This is a genomic window from Cohnella nanjingensis (genome assembly GCF_014212125.1).
Lineage (GTDB): Bacteria > Bacillota > Bacilli > Paenibacillales > Paenibacillaceae > Cohnella > Cohnella nanjingensis.
Map to the genome: position 1 here is coordinate 185,446 of NZ_JACJVP010000007.1, position 16,525 is coordinate 201,970.

Genomic DNA, 16,525 nt, shown 5'->3' on the forward strand with positions numbered 1-16,525 from the left:
AATTTTCCCAGTCAAATTCACGAGTGCAAAAGGTAATTTTTATTGGAGTGTGCCCATGGAAAACATATACAACCAATTGCATACAGCGGAAATACTGAACCGTATCGAGAATTTAAGTCCAAATTCAAAACCACAATGGGGAACAATGAATGTTGCTCAAATGTTGGCTCACTGCTCATCGTTTCAAGACATCGCAATGGGAAATTCCTTTCCCCCTAGAGATTGGATAGGAAGGTTAATCGGAAGGTTTGTGAAACCTATTGTTTATAATGACAAGCCGGCACCACACAATATGTCAACAATTCCGACCATACGTATTGCAGATGACAGAGATTTTGAGACAGAAAAAGAGAGACTGAAACAAAAGATTTTAACTTTCCAAAGTAACGGTCCGGAGAAATGTTCAGACCATCCACATCCTTTTTTCGGCAAACTCACTCCTGAGCAATGGGGTAAAGGAATTTATAAGCATTTAGACCATCATTTAAGGCAATTTGGTGTTTAGTATTTTTTTCGCAATGATTAATAATTGTTCAACGGAGCAAACAACCTGCCAACAATCATTCAACAGCGTGCAAACAGTCCCCGCCCGTCCATCGATACCATTGGTGCATCACTTTACTTCACTCGGCCTTTTGTTGGCGATCCGTTCGGCTTGACCCATCCACAGGTGGGTACTTCGCCTTGGCTCGAACCATACTGTTTCGTCAGCCCCGTTCTCACCGACCTGCCCTCCGCCGCTTTCGCCGTTCCGCGAACCAATGTCGCTGACGCTTCACCGGCCCGATCATGGCTCGCGCCGGAACATAGTGACACCCCGGTGCTTGCCGACGTTCAACACAATGAACCTGACGAATGAATGGCAACCATCGCCCCGGATCGGCTTTCCCGGTGCGTTCGGATGGCTCTCGAAGGGCATACAACAGATGGAGCGACTGGATTTCGTACGAAGAGAATCCGATCGCGACGGGAGAAGAATAAGAGCCGAGAAACCGCGTCGGACGCGGGTTGGAGGGCTGTGACAGGTTGCTGGGTGGTGACCTGTTGCGGCCCTCTTTGGGCTTCTCGTTCAGCAGCTTGCAAACAAGAAGTCGGAGAAAGCATTGCTTCGGTCTGTAAGTTATTAAAAAAGGCTTAGCAGATGCTTGCCGATAAAAGCATATATTAGCATCCCCGGAATTTTGCCTATTGCGGATGCTAACGCATAGACTGGAAAAGAAATAGAAGCGGCACCGGCATAAATTGAAACGATCGATTGCGGAAGCACTGGGATAAGACGCGCCAATAAGATGGAAACAAACGGATTTTTCTTCATTTTTGCATGAAAGGAAACAATTCGTTCGTTGGCCGACAGCCATTTATTCGTTTGTTCGCTATAAAAAAATCTAGTGTAGGCGTACATCAGAAGGGAAGATATCCAAGCGCCGGTCCAACACAGTAAGGCGCCTGGGAGAGTGCCGTACATAAATGCCATGATCCCTATGACAACGCTGTAAGGGAGTATAGGGAAAAAAGTAAAGCAAATCGTTATCAACAGCATGAGGAAGACTGAATGGGAGCCCTGCTGCATCCAAGCCAGAAGCTCGGATTTATAAACGATAAGCATGCATATGGTTAATGCGTAAAAAAGAAAAGCAAGCCATCTTTTTATCTTCGCGTTACCTGACGGAGCATACATATTCCTCATGAACCGATTATACAGAAATGCCGAGGAGAAATCATGTGCACGTTATCGCGGGATCCAAAAATAAGGTAAAGAAATACGAACGCCGCGCAGGACGCCGGTTTGGGGGCTGTGACAGGTTGCTGGTGGGCAGGCTGTTGCGGCCCTCTTCGGGCTTTCCGGTCAACAACTTGCAAACAAGAATTGATTGAAATGTTATTGTTGGTTTGTAGTGAAATATATAGAATATTGGAGGAAGTCAAATGTCTATTGGTGTGAAAAAACTTGTGGTAGGCATTCCGGTTGGTAAATCGGGATCGGGTAATTCCGAGGAATATGAAAAAGCAATAAAATGGTATACTAATGTGCTCGGATTTAAAATCGAGTGGGTTATGGGGATAGCGAGCCTTAAACTTGAAAACGGGCAACAAATTCTACTTTTTGGAGAAGAAGACGATGAAAACAGTCTTTGGTACACAGGTGATATTAAACGGAATCCGCATTACAGCATGCAATTTTCTACAGATAATATCGAGGAATTACGTTCAGATTTAATAAAATGCGGTGTAGCCGTCGGTGAGATTATTACCGATGGAGGTGGAGGTGAACCTATAATGATGTTTTGCGATCCGTATGGGAATCGGTTTTGGGCGGTAGAAGAGAAAACAATAGATAGGGTAACACAAGCGCAATTGGATTAGCTACGAGGATAACTCGGTGGCGACGGGGGAAGAGTAAGAGTTTAGAAGCGGCGCCGGACGTGGGTTGGAGGGCTGTGACAGGTTGCCGGTTGGGGACCTGTTGCGGCCTCTTTGGCTTTTCATTAACCCACGGTAGGGTCAAAGCAGAGCGCTTAGCTTCAAGAAGATTGATTTTTTATCATGAATGAGAATATTTTTATTAAAGCATTTACTTTATAAAACAAATGATTTATTATGAGTTCAAGAACAAATTGCCTAACACCACGAAATCAAACGAAACATACAAGGAAGGCCGGTAAATAGGAAGGAGGGGAAAGGAACAAGCTGCATGCCTAACGATATATTTTCCGCATTGGCAGATCCAACACGTCGCCGCATCCTGGAGCTGCTTGCCGACAATGAAGAGCTCTCCGCATCTCAGATCCACGAACAATTCCAAGTCAGTCCGCAGGCCATCTCCCAACATTTGAAGAATTTACTTGAGGCGAAATTAATCCTTGTGGAAAAAAGGGCGCAGCAACGCATTTATCGGATCGACACGGATGCGATGGTCGAATTCGAGGACTGGTCCAGGAACATGAGACGTCGATGGAGCCGGCGCTTGGATACATTCGAGGCCGTCATGAAAGCAGAAATGGCGCAAGGCGCCAAAACGACAAATGATCCGGAGGAGTCCTGATGAGTCAAAATTCGAATAAGCAAGACCTCGTGATCACCCGAGTATTCGATATCCCTGTCGAATGGGTATGGAAAGGCTGGACGGATCCTAAGCTTGTACCGCTCTGGTGGGGGCCTGCACACTATACCTCGCCGCGAAGTGAAATTGATCTTCGTGTTGGCGGCAAGTATTTATTCTGCATGCAGGCGCCACAAGAGCAAGGGAGCCATATCTACTACAACACAGGCGTCTACACGAAGATCGTGCCTCATGAACGTCTTGAATTTACACAGAGCCTTTCCGATGCGCACGGCAACCCGATCGATCCCGCTGACGTGGGCATGCCCCCGGATTTTCCGAAAGAGGTTAAATTCGTTATCGAATTCAAAGCCCTGGAAGACGCCCAGACGGAACTGACGATCACCGAACACGAATGGGAGCCGGGCCAAATGGCGAAATTCGCCGTTCTCGGCATGCAACAGTCGCTCGATAAGTTCGCCGAAAGTATCGGACAGCTCATCGTGTAAGGACAGAAGAAACGAAAATGAAAACTATGATAATTGAGGAGATGAATGATCTTGCAAAACAAAATTACCCCTTTCTTGTGGTTCAATGACAACGCAGAGGAAGCCATCGATTTCTACAGCTCGGTGTTCAAAAATGGAAAGACGTTGAATGTTACCCGTTATGGTGATGGAGCGCCATTTCCGAAAGGGACACTGATTTCCGCGACTTTCGAATTGGAGGGACAGCGGTTCATGGCGCTAAACGCTGGTCCGCAATTCAAGTTCAACGAGGCCGTCTCGTTCTTCGTGAACTGCGCAACTCAGGAAGAAGTCGACGAACTGTGGGAGAAGCTTACCGCCGAGGGGGGTAAACCCGGCCGTTGCGGTTGGCTGAAAGACAAATTCGGCTTGTCGTGGCAGATCGTCCCTACAATCCTTGGCGAGCTGATGGCAGACAAGGATGCCCGGAAAGCAAGCAAGGTTTCGGAAGCCCTGATGCGAATGGATAAAATCGATATCCAGGCTTTGAAGCATGCTTACGAGAATTAAGCGGTACGACCCTTGATAGCATCGCATGCAAGCTACGGTATGATTAACAATTACGTAATATCGTACGAGGGTAATCCGGTGGCGGTAGGGGAAGAGGGACAGGCGTAAGGCCTATGCGGGACACGGGTTTGGGGCTGACAGGTTGCCGGAAGGCAGCCTGTTGCAGCCCTCTTTGGGCTTTCCCCTCTCCTCTCAAAATGAGTGCAAAAAAAGCTGCCATAGGTATAGCGGCAACGAACCGATTCATATATGATAATTACAAAATCAGGTAATTTAAGTAATAGATTATTCCTTAGAGGGAGGGGGCTTCAAATGAATAATACATCGGAGACAAATACACTTGTTCATACAGTAGTTCAGATTAGACTCCCCGTCAGAAATATCGATGAATCCGTAGAATGGTATGAGAAATATTTCGGCTTTAAGCATTGCTGGAAAACCGAAGAAGAATCGGATTTGAAACTTGAACCAGGACCTTATTTGTTTTTAAAACGAGTAGAGCAGCCTATACCGATCCAAATTGTATCTGATGGAAAACGCCATGCGGTTCTTTGCATAAAAACATCTAATGTTTTTGAATGCTACCGAAGATTCGTCGACGCTGGCGAAGAAGTAACCGAAATAACGCATACTTGGAATATGGATCGTTTTCCTGAATTCAATGTTACAGACCCTTCGGGCAATATCATTAATATCGCGAACTATCCCGATTTACATATGGATGGTTTTTGAGTGTTTCGTTTCGCGTCGTTCACGGGTCTCTTGCTCCCTAATGGGGGGATAAGAAGCTGGAGCGATAGGATTTCCTAAAGCGTGTTTGGGGGCTGTGACAGGCTGCCGTGAGGCGGGCTGTTGCGGCCCTCTTTGGTGTTCTCGTTCAATAGGTTACAAACAAGAATTCGCTGAAAACATTTAGAGAAACCCCGTATCTCGAGGCCAGATTTTTTCGTTATAGTAAAGGAAGGAAATTACTTATATGGAGGAATGAATCGATGGGCAAAATTGTAAGCAAGATCAGCGGGATCTTTATCCCGGTTACCGACATGAAACGTTCGACGGAATGGTACATAAAGATGTTTGACTTAGATGTCATTCAGATTTCCGACGTATGCACGGGGCTTGCCTTTCCGGGAGAAGCGACTTATATCAACTTGTGGAAAGTCGAAAGGCCTCAACCGACGCAATTCGATACAGGAGCGTATAAAATTCCATACTACAATTTCGAATCGTTCGATATTGAATACTCGCATACCGCTTTGATAGAGAAAGGTGTTGAATGTATGCCGATTGTGAATAGCGATGGAATTCGATTTTTTGATTGCCTCGATCCGGACGGTAACCGGATCGGGATCGTGGAAGAATTGCCAAGCTCGACCGCTTTCTACGAACATAAGCAGAAGTACCGGCAGGATTGACTACTATGACAGGTTCGCCGCTCAATGCTTTGTTTGAGGAATTGACTCTGTCCTATGAGCCGGAGCTGCGCAGGTATTGCAGGAAATTGGCTGGCACGGAATGGAACGGTGACGATTTATTCCAAGAGACGATGATCAAGGCGTTCCGCAGGTTCCGAAGATGGCCGGACCGCGAACTGAGCAAAGCCTACATGTACCGCATCGCGGCGAACACATGGTTTGATACCTGCCGCAGGCGTAAAATCGCCATTGTACCGGAGTTTCTGGCCGATCATGGTAACCTGTCCTATGCAGATTGGAGTCAGTATGACGTCCGAGAATCGTTGGAATTACTTATGGACGCGCTCGAGCCAAGGCAGGTTGCGCTCATCGTGCTGACGGACGTCTTCGGATTCACGCCGACTGAAACGGCGGGCGCGTTGGGGCAGTCTGCAACGGCGGTTAAAGCCGCGTTACACCGTGCACGGAAACGGCTCAAGAAGGCGTCGGACAGACAATTTCACTTGCTGGCCGAGGTAGATGAGGACACGGAGGCGACGCCAAAATCCAAAGCGGATGCAGAGCTGCTGGAAGCGTTCGTTCAAGCTTTCAGAAGAGCGGACATCAAATCGATGTTGTGTTCTTACCGCGATCTGTCAGATATCGGCATGAAGATCGATCGCGTACGTTTCATGCATGGGCGTGCCTGGTTCTATTTTAAGGACCCGGACGGCAACATTCTGACTGTGACTTCGCCATTAGTCAAACAATCGGAGGAATGAGCTTATGGGTAAATCGCCTTTTTACGGCGTTGGGATATTCGTACCGGTGAGTGACTTGGAACGTTCCACGAGGTGGTATGAGGAAATGCTGGGTTTTGAGGTTACCCATCGCGACGAACCGAACGCCATGGTGATGATGATGAACGATTATAAAATCATTTTCTGCCTCGTGCTTTCGTTTGATATCGAGCAACGGCCTTTTCCGAGAAACGATTACCTGGTTGAGCAATATTTCAACTTCCATACCGAAGACGTGGATGGCGCGTATCGTTCTTTGAAGGACAAAGGGGCCGAAATCGGGCCGATCGAGACTTTCGACGGTGGCATTCGCGGCTTTCCGCTGTACGATCCTGACGGGAACAAGTATGGCGTCGTGCATTGATGAGGACCTAATTCCAGGGGCTGCGACAGGTTGCCGGAGGAGGGCTGTAGCGGCCCTCTTTGGCGTTTCCATTCAGCAGCCTGCAAACAAGAGGTCAGAGGAAGCAGTTGCAAAATACTAGTCCCATACTTTTTGAAGAGGGAGTCCCCGTTCTGTTCGCGCTAAATCATCAACACGTTGGATAAAGGCAGTTTTTGCTCGTGTGTAACCGTCAGGGTCTGAATCATATTGTTCAGCCAACATACGTTTAAGTTCGCCGTATTCCAATCTAATTCAGGATGAGCTCGAAGGTACGAGAGGCCGTGTTACACGCGGAAAGTTTAATGAAAAGGGGACTCAACAAAAAGGAATCTTGTTCCCGATACCGAATATTACCAGGAAAATTAAATATAACATCAACTTGGAGGTTGAAATGGAAGCGACTATTATTCAGAAACCAGCAATGAGATTAGTCGGTTTAGCCACTAAGGTAACACTCTATGATGTACAACAGAATCGGACTACGCTCAAGCTATCGGCGGAATATATGGAAAGAAAAGCAGAAGTTATGAATGGCATAAACGAAAGGGAGGTTTTTGGTCTTTGTACGGATCCTGAGGAGTACAATCCTGAAACAGACCCCTTTGAATTCTTTATTGGGGTAGAAGTTTCTTCAAGTGAGGAAATTCCGAAAGGAATGGTGGTTAGAGAGATTCCAGCCCAAACATATGTTTTATTTACATTCAAGGGTCCGTTTGAAAATGCGGGAGCTGTGCATGCTTACTTATATTCGACGTGGTTAAAACAAAGCGGATATGAGCTTGCGGGGTCATATAATATCGAGATCTACGATGAAAGAAACCATGGTCCCGAGTCTGAGGAGTCAGTTACGGATATTTGTTTTCCCGTTCGAAAGAAATGAGGCAGTTTCTAGTTCGATGGTCTTAACCCGGCCCATCCACCCTAATGGGTTCTCCCTTACTTCACTTGGTCTTTTATTGGCGATCCGTTCGGCTTGACCCAGCCACAAGGGTATACCTCGCCGTGGCTCAAACCATACTGTTCTGCTAGAATCGATCCTCTCTAAGCAGGTGCAAAAAAGCCGCCAAAACTACGGCGGCAAAGGTAAGCATCTATAGGGTGAGTATAAAATCGAGCGATCCTAGCAAACAATCCTTTCCCAACACAATCACGATTCTGGCCAGGTCACCGGTTTATCCAGAATGACACCATCAGTCATCACCCATTGGCGGAGACTGCCTGCCTGGACTTGAATAACGATAAAATACAAATCTCCAGTGCCGTTATTTCGGATCGCGCGTTCTCCTTCAGGCCCTACGCGGACTGATGTCCCTTCCTTGACTTCAATAATCTGTCCATCCACCTGCAACTGACCTCGGCCGCCAATGAAAAGGTAAAGCTCCTCATTCTCGCGGTGTGTGTGGTAGAACGGGACTGACGCTCCTTCCGGCAGCTGGTTAAGAGAGACTTCCATGCCAGTTAATCCAAGCTTGTCTTTCAGAAAGTACTTACCTGCAGAAGGGCCCTCCGTCACGCTCAGAATACTGCTAAAAGAACCGGCTTCCACAATACTAAAATTCGTTCCATTCATTCCATCGTTCCTCCAATTTGGATCATATTCATGAGTTGAACATAACGTCATACGATTCGAGATGAGCTAGTCCAACACATTCCCGCTAGCAGACTTCGTTTGCAATGAACGGTCGCCACATAATCCTTGAATTGCCCGCTTAATGGGTGACATCGGTAAATTGCTCCAGCAAACGTCTATGCAATTTACCTTCGTCAGCTTGCAGTTCCTGCATAATTGGAATGCTCATGTCCGTGTTGGGGTTGTACTTCAGCCCCCAATTCATAATCGAGAAAACCACAGGAAACAAGTCTAAAGCCATCTGGGTAGGCCGATACATCGTCTGGGCACGATTCGTCCCTTCGATCTTGTTCAATAATCCGGCGTCCGTCAGCGTCTGAAGGCGGTTGCTAAGAATATTGGTGGCAATCCCTTCGCGCGAAGCTAAAAACTCGCGGAAATATCGTTTGTTGTGAATGAGGATGTCACGAAGGATGACAAGGCTCCATGAATCTCCCCAGATATCGAGCGAATATACAATTGGACATACAGAAGAATCCCGCTTTTTCATAATGTGATTATACGACTCGTGCTTGCAAAACGCAAGTATAAGGGAGCTATCATGATGATAGCCCAGCGTAGCCAAGGTGGGCGTTGCACATGGGCATTGGCATATCCTCTGAGGCATTCCCGCCGCGATGCTCCGGACCCCCATTTTTTGTTTCGGAACATTCCGAACGGAGGGATTCGTGGGGGATAAGAAGCTGGAGCGATTGGATTTCGTGCGAGGGGAATCCGATTGTAAACATAGTCAGGGTATACGAAGTAGACGAGCACTTTGGTTCGGGACTTGAGGAGATTTTATCCGATCTGATTAACTTCTTTGAAAAAGCCTCGCAAAGCCTCCGCTACAACTGCAGGCTTGCCGCCATTGTCGGGTCCAGAATGATCCAAACCGGGGAATTCGACCGTTTGAACGCGGGGCAAGACGGCGGATAGTTTCTTGATAATTTTCTTAAAATAGCCCGGGCTCTTGCTGCCGCCCATAACCAGCGATTTGGCGCTCACATTTGCAAGGTTCTCCATCATTCCTTCCGCTTCTCTCACCAGCAGATTGTCATAATGAAATGTAGGGATAAGCTCTTTCAAAGGTACTTCATCCTTGACCGCATTTCCTTCACTTCGCATGGCGAAATTAAATAGCGGCAGCAAGATGAACCGTGGCATGGCGTTCATGATTGGCGACAACCGGAGTCCCTTTATAATCGTGATGAATGCCGAAACCAATTTACCTTCGTTAATCTCCCGCTCATAGCGAGGCACAAACCCGTCTAATATCGAATTTATAGAGAGGGGAGGTTCGTAGAGAGCTACTTTGCGGATTGCTGGCAGGTGCAGTGCCGAATACAGGGAGATAGCTGCTCCTGAACTCAGCCCAAACACGTAACGAGATCCGGTCTTGCCGAGGAGAGACCAATATCCTCGCATTCTTTTTGAATGCTGTAGTGTTCGCCCATCGGACCGCTTAAACCGCGGCCGCGGCGATCGGGAATGTATACGGTAAATTCGTTCGATAGCGCCGCAGCAAGCCCCATAAAGTTTTGAGCAGCTTGCATGCTGCCATGCACTATAACGAGGCCCGGACCTTGTCCAAGCTGTCGATATCCGATCGTGGTTCCATCTTTGGAAGTTGCGAATCCGGTGGTATATACTCGTTGGCTGTCCATGCTACAACACCTCTCTGTTCATAGAATCTTTTCACAATTACTGACTAAGGGGAAGATAGCGCGACATTGTGAACTGGATATGAACGGTAAGGGGGATGTCGGCCCGGGCTGACGCAGGTTCGGGGGAATGCGAATTTGATAGATATTCGTATTCAGCGGCATCCATGTATTTAGAAACTCATTGATACAAGGAGGATTCTCAATGACAACGATTCAAACCGTAAAAGCCAACCCGGTTCCGGCATTGTTTTATGACGGAGGAGAAATTGACGTTCTATGGGATAATCATGATTTGGCTATTCAATGGTATGTGACTTTTATGGGGTGGGAAGTCAGGCGCAAAGAATGGTGGTGGCCAGATCAACGCGTTCAAAATGGGAGAATGACCCATCTTGGGCACGGCACTTGGCTGAATTCCGTTATGACGTCGCAAAAACTTCCGTTTCATTATGCCGAGAGAGGAAGCGTTGACCCGCACTTGCGTTGGTGCTGGCGAACTAAAAATTTGCAAAAAGTACATGATCATTTTACCGAAAACGGGATTCGGGTCACTGATCTTTACCTTGGCCCCGATGGCAGACAATACTTCGATTTTTGGGCTACAGCCGAAGGTACGCGTCTCACGGCAAGAGAAGACAACACGCTAAAGAGTAAAGGGTTTAAACCATCCATTACGAGAATCGGTGTGCGGGATTTGCGGGAGGCAAGCAAGTGGTATCAAGAATATGTCGGAATGAAGGTAAATGAGGATTCGATCGAAGACGGTTTCCTTTACATGTCTCTAAGTGATAACTTCTCTGATACAAATCGAGCCGCTTGGATGTTGGAACAGCTGCCGAGCGAGGCTTATTCAGGCATAATCAACGGACCGGTTCGTCCACTTACACTGATTAAAAAACGACAGGATTTCTTTGATTATCACCAGTATTTACGGGACAACGGTGTGGAGTGCGGAGACGTAGGGGGACACTTGGATCAAGGGAGAGTCTTATTCCATTTCTATGACATGGACGGAAACCGATTTAACGTGACGCATTGCAAACCGCTTTAATGTGTCAACGGGACATGATAGCTAATAGCGATTTAAAAGGAGAATGTAGAATATGTTGAGCAAAAAAACGAACGATGCGGATGTGATCGGTTACTGCTGCATGAGATTTCCGGTTACGGATTTGAAAAGGTCGGTAGATTTTTATTGCAATGTGTTGGGATTTGAATTGGTTTCGGCGGATTTCCAGTTTGGAGAAGCTCATATTACATTGAAAAATGGAAACGGTCCGGGTATTTTTTTAATGGAAACCAAACCGGAAGATGTCACGCCATTGAAGTTTGTATTTCCTCGTTCATTCTTTATCACAAACAGCACGGGGCACGTGACGATGGTCGAGTTATTAACGAATGATTTGCTTGCTTTGCATGAACGAATTAAACAAGCCGGAGCCCCTATTGATAAAGAACCTGTATTTACGAATGATTTCGGTTATTTCACCTTTTATGATCCGGACGGGCACTATATTCGGGCGGTCGAAGAAAGAGGCGCGTATTTCGACTTGAAACAAAGAATGAGTTCAACACTCAAACGGGATCTGACCGAGCATGAGAATCAATTGCTCAGGGGCCTATGTGAAAAAGCTAGTGTTGAACAGCAAAAGTTTCTCAGTTCCATTATCTCGGAAATTCGAGGTTCTTGATTCATCAAGTTGCAGACCGCGTCGGACGCGGGTTTGGGGGCTGTGACAGGTTGCCGGCGGGCAGCCGGTCGGCTCGGAATTATCGATTTTGGCGAAGCCGGAATAGAAGATCCCGCGCCGTGGCGCCATAGGCGGCTGTTCGTGTATAATGCTTGAAGCGCTGCAAGGTGCGAGAACGGAGGAAACGAGCATGTTGAACGAAATCTCTCCCTATGAGGAAAAGGATCACGATCGATTGGTCGATATCTGGTATCGGGCCGTGCGCCTCACCCATACCTTTTTGGCGGAATCGGACATCCAATTTTACCGGGAGATCGTGCAGAACGGGGCATTGAGAGAAGTGGAGATCTGGGTGGCCAGGAATGAAAAGCAGGAACCGACGGGGTTCATCGGGCTGGTCGGCACCAAGATCGAAATGCTGTTCGTAGATCCGGAATCCCACGGCAGAGGAATCGGCAGCCGTCTGATCAAGCACGCTCAGCAGTTAAAAGGCAGTATGCTTCAAGTGGATGTCAACGAGCAAAACGACGGGGCTTGCGCGTTCTACAAACGGTTTGGCTTCGTCCAGATCGGGCGGTCGGAATTGGACGGCTCGGGCAAGCCTTTTCCCTTGCTTCACCTCGAATACAAGTCGTAGGCCGCCAGAACCAAGACGGAGGGCCGTGACAGGTTGCCGGAAGGCGGTCTGCCGCGGCCTCTTTGGGCTTTCCGCGCCCCTGCTCGGAAACGGGCGGCAGCCGAAGTTCGCCTCCCGCACGTTCCTCGCCTCGCCTTTTTTCATTTCCACTAGGAGGACGGGGCGGCATTGCTGGAGCGGTACGCGGAAGAGCGGGCGATTACGGACAACAAGATCGCCTTCAACCGGGTCAAATTCGCCATGGCGCAAGGGTACGCCTATCGCGGGCAGCCGATCATCGTCAGCGAATTCGGCGGCATCGCGTTCCAGACCGAGCCGGGCTGGGGCTACGGCAAGCAGGTTGCGGGAGAAGAAGCGTTTATCGAGCGGTTCGATCGCATTACGCAGGCGATTAAAAGAACGCCGTACATCTGCGGATACTGCTATACTCAGATTACGGACGTTCAGCAGGAGATGAACGGCCTGCTCACCGCGGACCGAGTGCCTAAAATTCCGCTCGAGCGAATTCGCGAGATCAACCTGGGCTAGCCGGACGCGCTTTTTCGGCAGCGCGGGAAACACGCCACCGAGGAGCGATCGCCATGGATCGGTATAGACCGAGGTATCATTTCACGCCCTTTCGCAACTGGATGAACGACCCGAACGGCCCCTTCGTATGGAACGGCGAGTATCACCTGTTCTACCAGCATAACCCTTCCGGCACGGAATGGGGCGACATTCATTGGGGTCACGCGAAAAGCGGGGACTTGGTCAACTGGAGCCGGCTGCCCGTCGCGCTGGCTCCTTCACGCGAGCTCGGAGAGCTCCATTGCTACTCGGGCTGCGCGGTCCCGAGCGGCGGCGAGATCACGCTGTTCTATACGAGCGTCGGCGAAGGCGAGCGCAACGCGTCGACCGGCGCGCAGCAGTGGACCGCCGCGTCCCGAGACGGTCAGGCGTGGCGCAAGCCGTCCGCCAATCCGCTGCTGACGGAGGAGATTCACGGGGGGCTTCGCATCACGGAATGGCGGGATCCCTACGTGTGGAAAGACCCCGACGGCGACGAGTGGCACATGCTGCTCGGCGGCACGCTCGAAGGCCGGGGCTGCGCGCTGATCTACCATTCCGCGGATCTCGGCCATTGGCGCTTCGGCGGGATTTACCATCGGAGCGAAGCGGCGCTCTGCGAATGCCCCCACCTGTTCCGGTTCGGCGACAGGGCGGTGCTGCTGTATTCGCCGAACGGGCCGGTTCAATACGTGTCCGGCCTGTGGGGTGCCGGCGGATTAACGGAAGAGCTCGCCCGGGGCACGGTCGATTACGGAGGCTGGGAAGGCTTCTATGCGTCGACTGGGTTCTTGGAAAAAGGCGGCCGCCGCATTCTGCTCGGCTGGATGCCGGAAGGGCGAGGGGACGGCTTCCCGGTGCCGCTGGAGTGGACGGGAGCGCTGGCGCTGCCGCGCCTCGTGGATCTGAAGGCGGACGGCACGCTGTCCGTCGCGCCGATCCACGAGATCGAGACGTTGCGGGGCGAGCGCGCGAGCTTTGCGAACGTCATCGTCGGACCGTCCCCGTTTGATACGGGCGTGCGGTCGTCCTCCTTCGAGTGCGCGCTCGAGATCGAGAGGCCGGCCGCAAGCGGCGGCGAATTGGCCGTTTCCGTGCTGGCTTCGCCGTGCGGAACGGAACGAACGGAGGTGCGGCTCGACTTCGCGGCGGGCACCATCGCCATCGACCGGTCGCTTTCGAGTCTGTTCCCGAGCGTTCACAAAACGTCCGTGATTGGCAAGCTGCCGGAGGGAGAGGCGGGCGCGACGCTGAAGCTGCGCGTATTCGTGGACCGGTCGGCCATCGAATGCTTCGCCGACGATGCGGCCTGCTTGACGGCAAGGGTGTATCCGTCCTTGGACGACAGTCTCGGCATCCGGCTGCGGGCCGGCGGCGAGGTTCGGATCTCCGGCATGGACATCTGGGAGATGCGGGCGGCCGAGATTCAGTAAATCGGAAATGGCTTCATGACGAAAGGCCGAATCGTTCCCCCAGGGGAACCGATTCGGCCTTTGTTTGCTAGTCATTCTCCGCCTTAGGGGCGGCCTAATCCCGAACCTCGCCCTGGATGGGCGGGACAAGCTGCTCCGCCGGCGGTTGGGCTTTGGGCTTGCCGCGCAGCCAACGCCAGACGCCCGCGACCGCCGCGACGATGGAAATGCCGAATTTCTTGAGCGCGATGAGGAGGATCGCAAGCAGTCCGATCGCTGTCCAGCGGCGAGCTGGTCCGCGTCTACGGCTTTCGGCGACCTGGACGGCTCGCAGCCGGACGCCTGGCGGTACATCGCCGAGGTCCAGGACGCGGGCAAGCCGGCCGACGCTTCGGGCTACCGCTAAGTCGCCCGTTCCGCCTTCGCGCATAGGCGGGCGAGCTGCTCCTCCAGCCGCCCGAGATCCCAGGGGCGGTCGTGGGAGAAGCGGAGAGCGAGGGCGCCGTCGCCCGCCACGATCGGGATCCGCGCGCCGTCGAGCAGCGGAAGATCCGCGTCCGCGTCGCCCATGCCGAGCAGATGGACGGCGCCAGGGACGTTCAAAAGCGGGTCGTGCAGCGCCCGGGCTTTGTCCAGGCCGTAATTGCAGGCGACGCGGCCGGTCAGCAGCCCTTCGCCGTCCTCCTCCAGCTCGAAGCCGAAGACGCCGCGCAGGCCGAACCGGCCCGCGTACGCCCTGAGCACGTCGGCCGGCGCTCCGCTCACGAGATAGACGTCGACCTCGTACCGGCGCAGCAAGCCGAACAAGGCATCCGCGTCCGGGGAGATCGCCGACTCGTTCTGCGGGAGATAGGCGGCGACGCGTCTGCGGTAATCGTCTGCCGGATAGCCGGCCATCGCCGCCGCAAAGGCTTCGCAGGTCCGCTCCGTATAGACGGCGTAGGAAATGGCCCCCGCGCGATAGGCGATCTTCAATACCTCGAACTTCTCGAGCAGCCGCGGAGGGACCGCTCCATGCGCTATTAAATAATCGGTTAGTCCATAGATGGTATAGCCCCGCCGAATCGTGTTGTCCCAGTCGATGAGCGCGTATCGCATGGAATGTTCCCCCTCCAGATCGAGCTCGCCGGATGCGAACTCACGGCCAAATGATCGTTCTTTCCCCTATCCTCGCACATTCGCGAGAGAAATACTTGACCCTCCAGCCGACTGGAGGGTTATCATTTTTCTAAACCAGTGTAAATCCATCGGAATAGATGAACAAAAGGGGAGAGCGACATGATCAGAAAAGCGATCGCGATATTGGCAACCGCAGGCCTAACGGCGGGCCTCCTGGCCGGATGCGGCGGCGACAAAGCGGATCAGGCCGGCGGAGCGAGAAACGAGGCGGTCACCGTCATCCTGGACTGGACGCCGAATACGAACCATACCGGCCTTTACGTCGCCTTGGAGAAGGGCTACTACGGCGCGGAAGGTCTCGACGTGAAGATCGTCCAGCCGTCGGAAGGCACGACCGCGACGCTCATCGCCGCGGGCAAGGGGGACTTCGGCGTCAGCTATCAAGAGGACGTGACGTACGCGCTGACGGGCAAGGATCCGCTGCCCATCAAGGCGGTCGCGACGCTCCTCCAACACAATACGTCGGGCTTTGCCGCGCCGAAGAGCAAGCATATCCAGAGCGTCAAGGACTTCGAGGGCAAAGTGTACGGCGGATGGGGGTCCCCGTCGGAGGAAGCGGTGCTTCAGGCCGTCATGGAGAAGAACGGGGCGGACTACGCCAAGCTGAAGCGGGTCGATATCGGCAGCGACGATTTCTTCGCCGCCACGAGCAAAAACGTCGATTTCGCCTGGATTTTCGAGGGCTGGACCGGCATCGAGGCCAAGGAACGGGGCATAGAGCTGAACTATCTTCCCGCCAGGGAGCTGGATCCCGCGCTCGACTACTATACGCCGATCCTCATCGCCGGCACCAAGACGATCAAGAACCAGCCCGACAAGGTGCGCAAATTTCTAAAGGCGACCGAGGAAGGGTACCGCTACGCCATCGATCATCCGGAGGAGAGCGCCGGGCTGCTGCTCAAGCATGCGCCGGAGATCGACAAGACGCTAGCCGTGGAAAGCCAGAAGTTCCTGGCTTCGCAGTACATCGCGGACGCGTCGGGCTGGGGGCAGATGAAGGATCAGGTGTGGGCCGCGTACGCGCAGTTCCTGCTGGACAAAGGCCTCATCCCGAAGGCGCTGAACGTTCCGGAGGCGTACACCAACGAATTTTTGCCGAAGTAAGGCCGTTGCGGCGGCAGTCAACTT

Annotated in this window: 22 protein-coding genes and 2 pseudogenes; 17 read left to right on the forward strand and 7 right to left on the reverse strand. The window is 51.6% G+C overall.

Going from position 1 to position 16,525, the window contains the following annotated elements:
* The first annotated feature begins 55 nt into the window (after positions 1-55).
* Positions 56-505: a DUF1569 domain-containing protein gene (locus H7C19_RS06690; RefSeq protein WP_185141913.1), complete on the forward strand. Its 450-nt coding sequence runs from the start codon at positions 56-58 to the stop codon at positions 503-505.
* Positions 506-1,123: 618 nt separating this feature from the next.
* Here the strand turns inward: H7C19_RS06690 and H7C19_RS06695 are convergent.
* Entirely contained in the window at positions 1,124-1,606 is a 483-nt protein-coding gene (locus H7C19_RS06695) for a TVP38/TMEM64 family protein (protein ID WP_221469078.1), read from the reverse strand.
* 320 nt (positions 1,607-1,926) lie between these two features.
* On the opposite strand from H7C19_RS06695, the gene H7C19_RS06700 reads away from it, so the two are divergent.
* The 8 genes from H7C19_RS06700 (at position 1,927) to H7C19_RS06735 (ending at position 6,635) form a co-directional block, all read left to right on the forward strand.
* The gene (locus tag H7C19_RS06700; protein WP_185141804.1) at positions 1,927-2,364 is read left to right on the forward strand and encodes a VOC family protein; all 438 of its coding nucleotides are present in this window, start codon (positions 1,927-1,929) and stop codon (positions 2,362-2,364) included.
* A gap of 328 nt (positions 2,365-2,692) precedes the next feature.
* Positions 2,693-3,043 (forward strand): ArsR/SmtB family transcription factor, encoded by a 351-nt coding sequence (locus H7C19_RS06705; protein ID WP_185141805.1) that lies wholly within the window; start codon positions 2,693-2,695, stop codon positions 3,041-3,043.
* A complete protein-coding gene (locus H7C19_RS06710) occupies positions 3,043-3,549 on the forward strand; it encodes an SRPBCC family protein (protein WP_185141806.1) in 507 nt (168 codons plus the stop codon). The genes H7C19_RS06705 and H7C19_RS06710 overlap by 1 nt, the downstream gene beginning before the upstream one ends.
* Positions 3,550-3,600: 51 nt before the next feature.
* Positions 3,601-4,077 carry a VOC family protein gene (locus H7C19_RS06715; protein WP_376775327.1) on the forward strand — a complete coding sequence of 159 codons (477 nt, stop codon included), beginning with the start codon at positions 3,601-3,603 and terminating at the stop codon, positions 4,075-4,077.
* Positions 4,078-4,389: 312 nt separating this feature from the next.
* Positions 4,390-4,809, forward strand: coding sequence for a VOC family protein (locus tag H7C19_RS06720; protein ID WP_185141808.1), 420 nt, complete (start codon positions 4,390-4,392; stop codon positions 4,807-4,809).
* Between the two features lie 260 nt (positions 4,810-5,069).
* Positions 5,070-5,492 carry a VOC family protein gene (locus H7C19_RS06725; protein ID WP_185141809.1) on the forward strand — a complete coding sequence of 141 codons (423 nt, stop codon included), beginning with the start codon at positions 5,070-5,072 and terminating at the stop codon, positions 5,490-5,492.
* A 5-nt stretch (positions 5,493-5,497) separates the two neighbouring features.
* Positions 5,498-6,253, forward strand: coding sequence for an RNA polymerase sigma factor (locus H7C19_RS06730; protein ID WP_185141810.1), 756 nt, complete (start codon positions 5,498-5,500; stop codon positions 6,251-6,253).
* 4 nt (positions 6,254-6,257) lie between these two features.
* Positions 6,258-6,635, forward strand: coding sequence for a VOC family protein (locus H7C19_RS06735; RefSeq protein ID WP_185141811.1), 378 nt, complete (start codon positions 6,258-6,260; stop codon positions 6,633-6,635).
* 117 nt (positions 6,636-6,752) lie between these two features.
* Here the strand turns inward: H7C19_RS06735 and H7C19_RS35665 are convergent, their stop codons facing one another.
* Positions 6,753-6,902: a GrpB family protein gene (locus H7C19_RS35665; RefSeq protein ID WP_376775328.1), complete on the reverse strand. Its 150-nt coding sequence runs from the start codon at positions 6,900-6,902 to the stop codon at positions 6,753-6,755.
* A 145-nt stretch (positions 6,903-7,047) separates the two neighbouring features.
* Here H7C19_RS35665 and H7C19_RS06745 point away from each other — a divergent pair, with 145 nt between their 5' ends.
* On the forward strand, positions 7,048-7,536 hold the full coding sequence (locus H7C19_RS06745) for a GyrI-like domain-containing protein (RefSeq protein WP_185141813.1): 489 nt from the start codon (positions 7,048-7,050) through the stop codon (positions 7,534-7,536).
* Positions 7,537-7,803: 267 nt separating this feature from the next.
* On the opposite strand, the gene H7C19_RS06750 is transcribed toward H7C19_RS06745, so the two are convergent.
* From H7C19_RS06750 to H7C19_RS06765, 4 genes are all read right to left on the reverse strand, one after another.
* A complete protein-coding gene (locus H7C19_RS06750; RefSeq protein WP_185141814.1) occupies positions 7,804-8,226 on the reverse strand; it encodes a cupin domain-containing protein in 423 nt (140 codons plus the stop codon).
* 139 nt (positions 8,227-8,365) lie between these two features.
* On the reverse strand, positions 8,366-8,776 hold the full coding sequence (locus H7C19_RS06755; RefSeq protein ID WP_185141815.1) for a winged helix-turn-helix transcriptional regulator: 411 nt from the start codon (positions 8,774-8,776) through the stop codon (positions 8,366-8,368).
* Positions 8,777-9,066: 290 nt separating this feature from the next.
* Positions 9,067-9,693 carry an alpha/beta hydrolase family protein gene (locus tag H7C19_RS06760; RefSeq protein ID WP_221469079.1) on the reverse strand — a complete coding sequence of 209 codons (627 nt, stop codon included), beginning with the start codon at positions 9,691-9,693 and terminating at the stop codon, positions 9,067-9,069.
* Complete coding sequence (locus H7C19_RS06765) at positions 9,636-9,932, reverse strand: alpha/beta fold hydrolase (protein WP_185141817.1); 297 nt, start codon at positions 9,930-9,932, stop codon at positions 9,636-9,638. The genes H7C19_RS06760 and H7C19_RS06765 overlap by 58 nt, the downstream gene beginning before the upstream one ends.
* Before the next feature lie 202 nt (positions 9,933-10,134).
* Between H7C19_RS06765 and H7C19_RS06770 the strand changes: the two genes are divergently transcribed.
* The 6 genes and pseudogenes from H7C19_RS06770 to H7C19_RS34655 all read left to right on the forward strand — a co-directional run.
* Positions 10,135-10,983: a VOC family protein gene (locus H7C19_RS06770; RefSeq protein WP_185141818.1), complete on the forward strand. Its 849-nt coding sequence runs from the start codon at positions 10,135-10,137 to the stop codon at positions 10,981-10,983.
* Between the two features lie 52 nt (positions 10,984-11,035).
* On the forward strand, positions 11,036-11,623 hold the full coding sequence (locus H7C19_RS06775) for a VOC family protein (protein WP_185141819.1): 588 nt from the start codon (positions 11,036-11,038) through the stop codon (positions 11,621-11,623).
* Positions 11,624-11,813: 190 nt separating this feature from the next.
* Entirely contained in the window at positions 11,814-12,260 is a 447-nt protein-coding gene (locus tag H7C19_RS06780) for an acetyltransferase (RefSeq protein WP_185141820.1), read from the forward strand.
* 153 nt (positions 12,261-12,413) lie between these two features.
* Positions 12,414-12,788 (forward strand): annotated as a pseudogene (locus H7C19_RS06785) (glycoside hydrolase family 2); the annotation flags it as partial.
* 53 nt (positions 12,789-12,841) lie between these two features.
* On the forward strand, positions 12,842-14,239 hold the full coding sequence (locus H7C19_RS06790; RefSeq protein WP_185141822.1) for a glycoside hydrolase family 32 protein: 1,398 nt from the start codon (positions 12,842-12,844) through the stop codon (positions 14,237-14,239).
* Between the two features lie 249 nt (positions 14,240-14,488).
* A pseudogene (locus H7C19_RS34655) lies at positions 14,489-14,624 on the forward strand (short-chain dehydrogenase); the annotation flags it as partial.
* Here the strand turns inward: H7C19_RS34655 and H7C19_RS06800 are convergent.
* Positions 14,621-15,316 carry an HAD family hydrolase gene (locus H7C19_RS06800; RefSeq protein ID WP_185141824.1) on the reverse strand — a complete coding sequence of 232 codons (696 nt, stop codon included), beginning with the start codon at positions 15,314-15,316 and terminating at the stop codon, positions 14,621-14,623. The pseudogene H7C19_RS34655 and the gene H7C19_RS06800 sit on opposite strands and share 4 nt — an antisense overlap.
* A 180-nt stretch (positions 15,317-15,496) precedes the next feature.
* Between H7C19_RS06800 and H7C19_RS06805 the strand changes: the two genes are divergently transcribed.
* Positions 15,497-16,501 (forward strand): ABC transporter substrate-binding protein, encoded by a 1,005-nt coding sequence (locus H7C19_RS06805; protein WP_185141825.1) that lies wholly within the window; start codon positions 15,497-15,499, stop codon positions 16,499-16,501.
* The last annotated feature ends 24 nt before the right edge of the window (positions 16,502-16,525 follow it).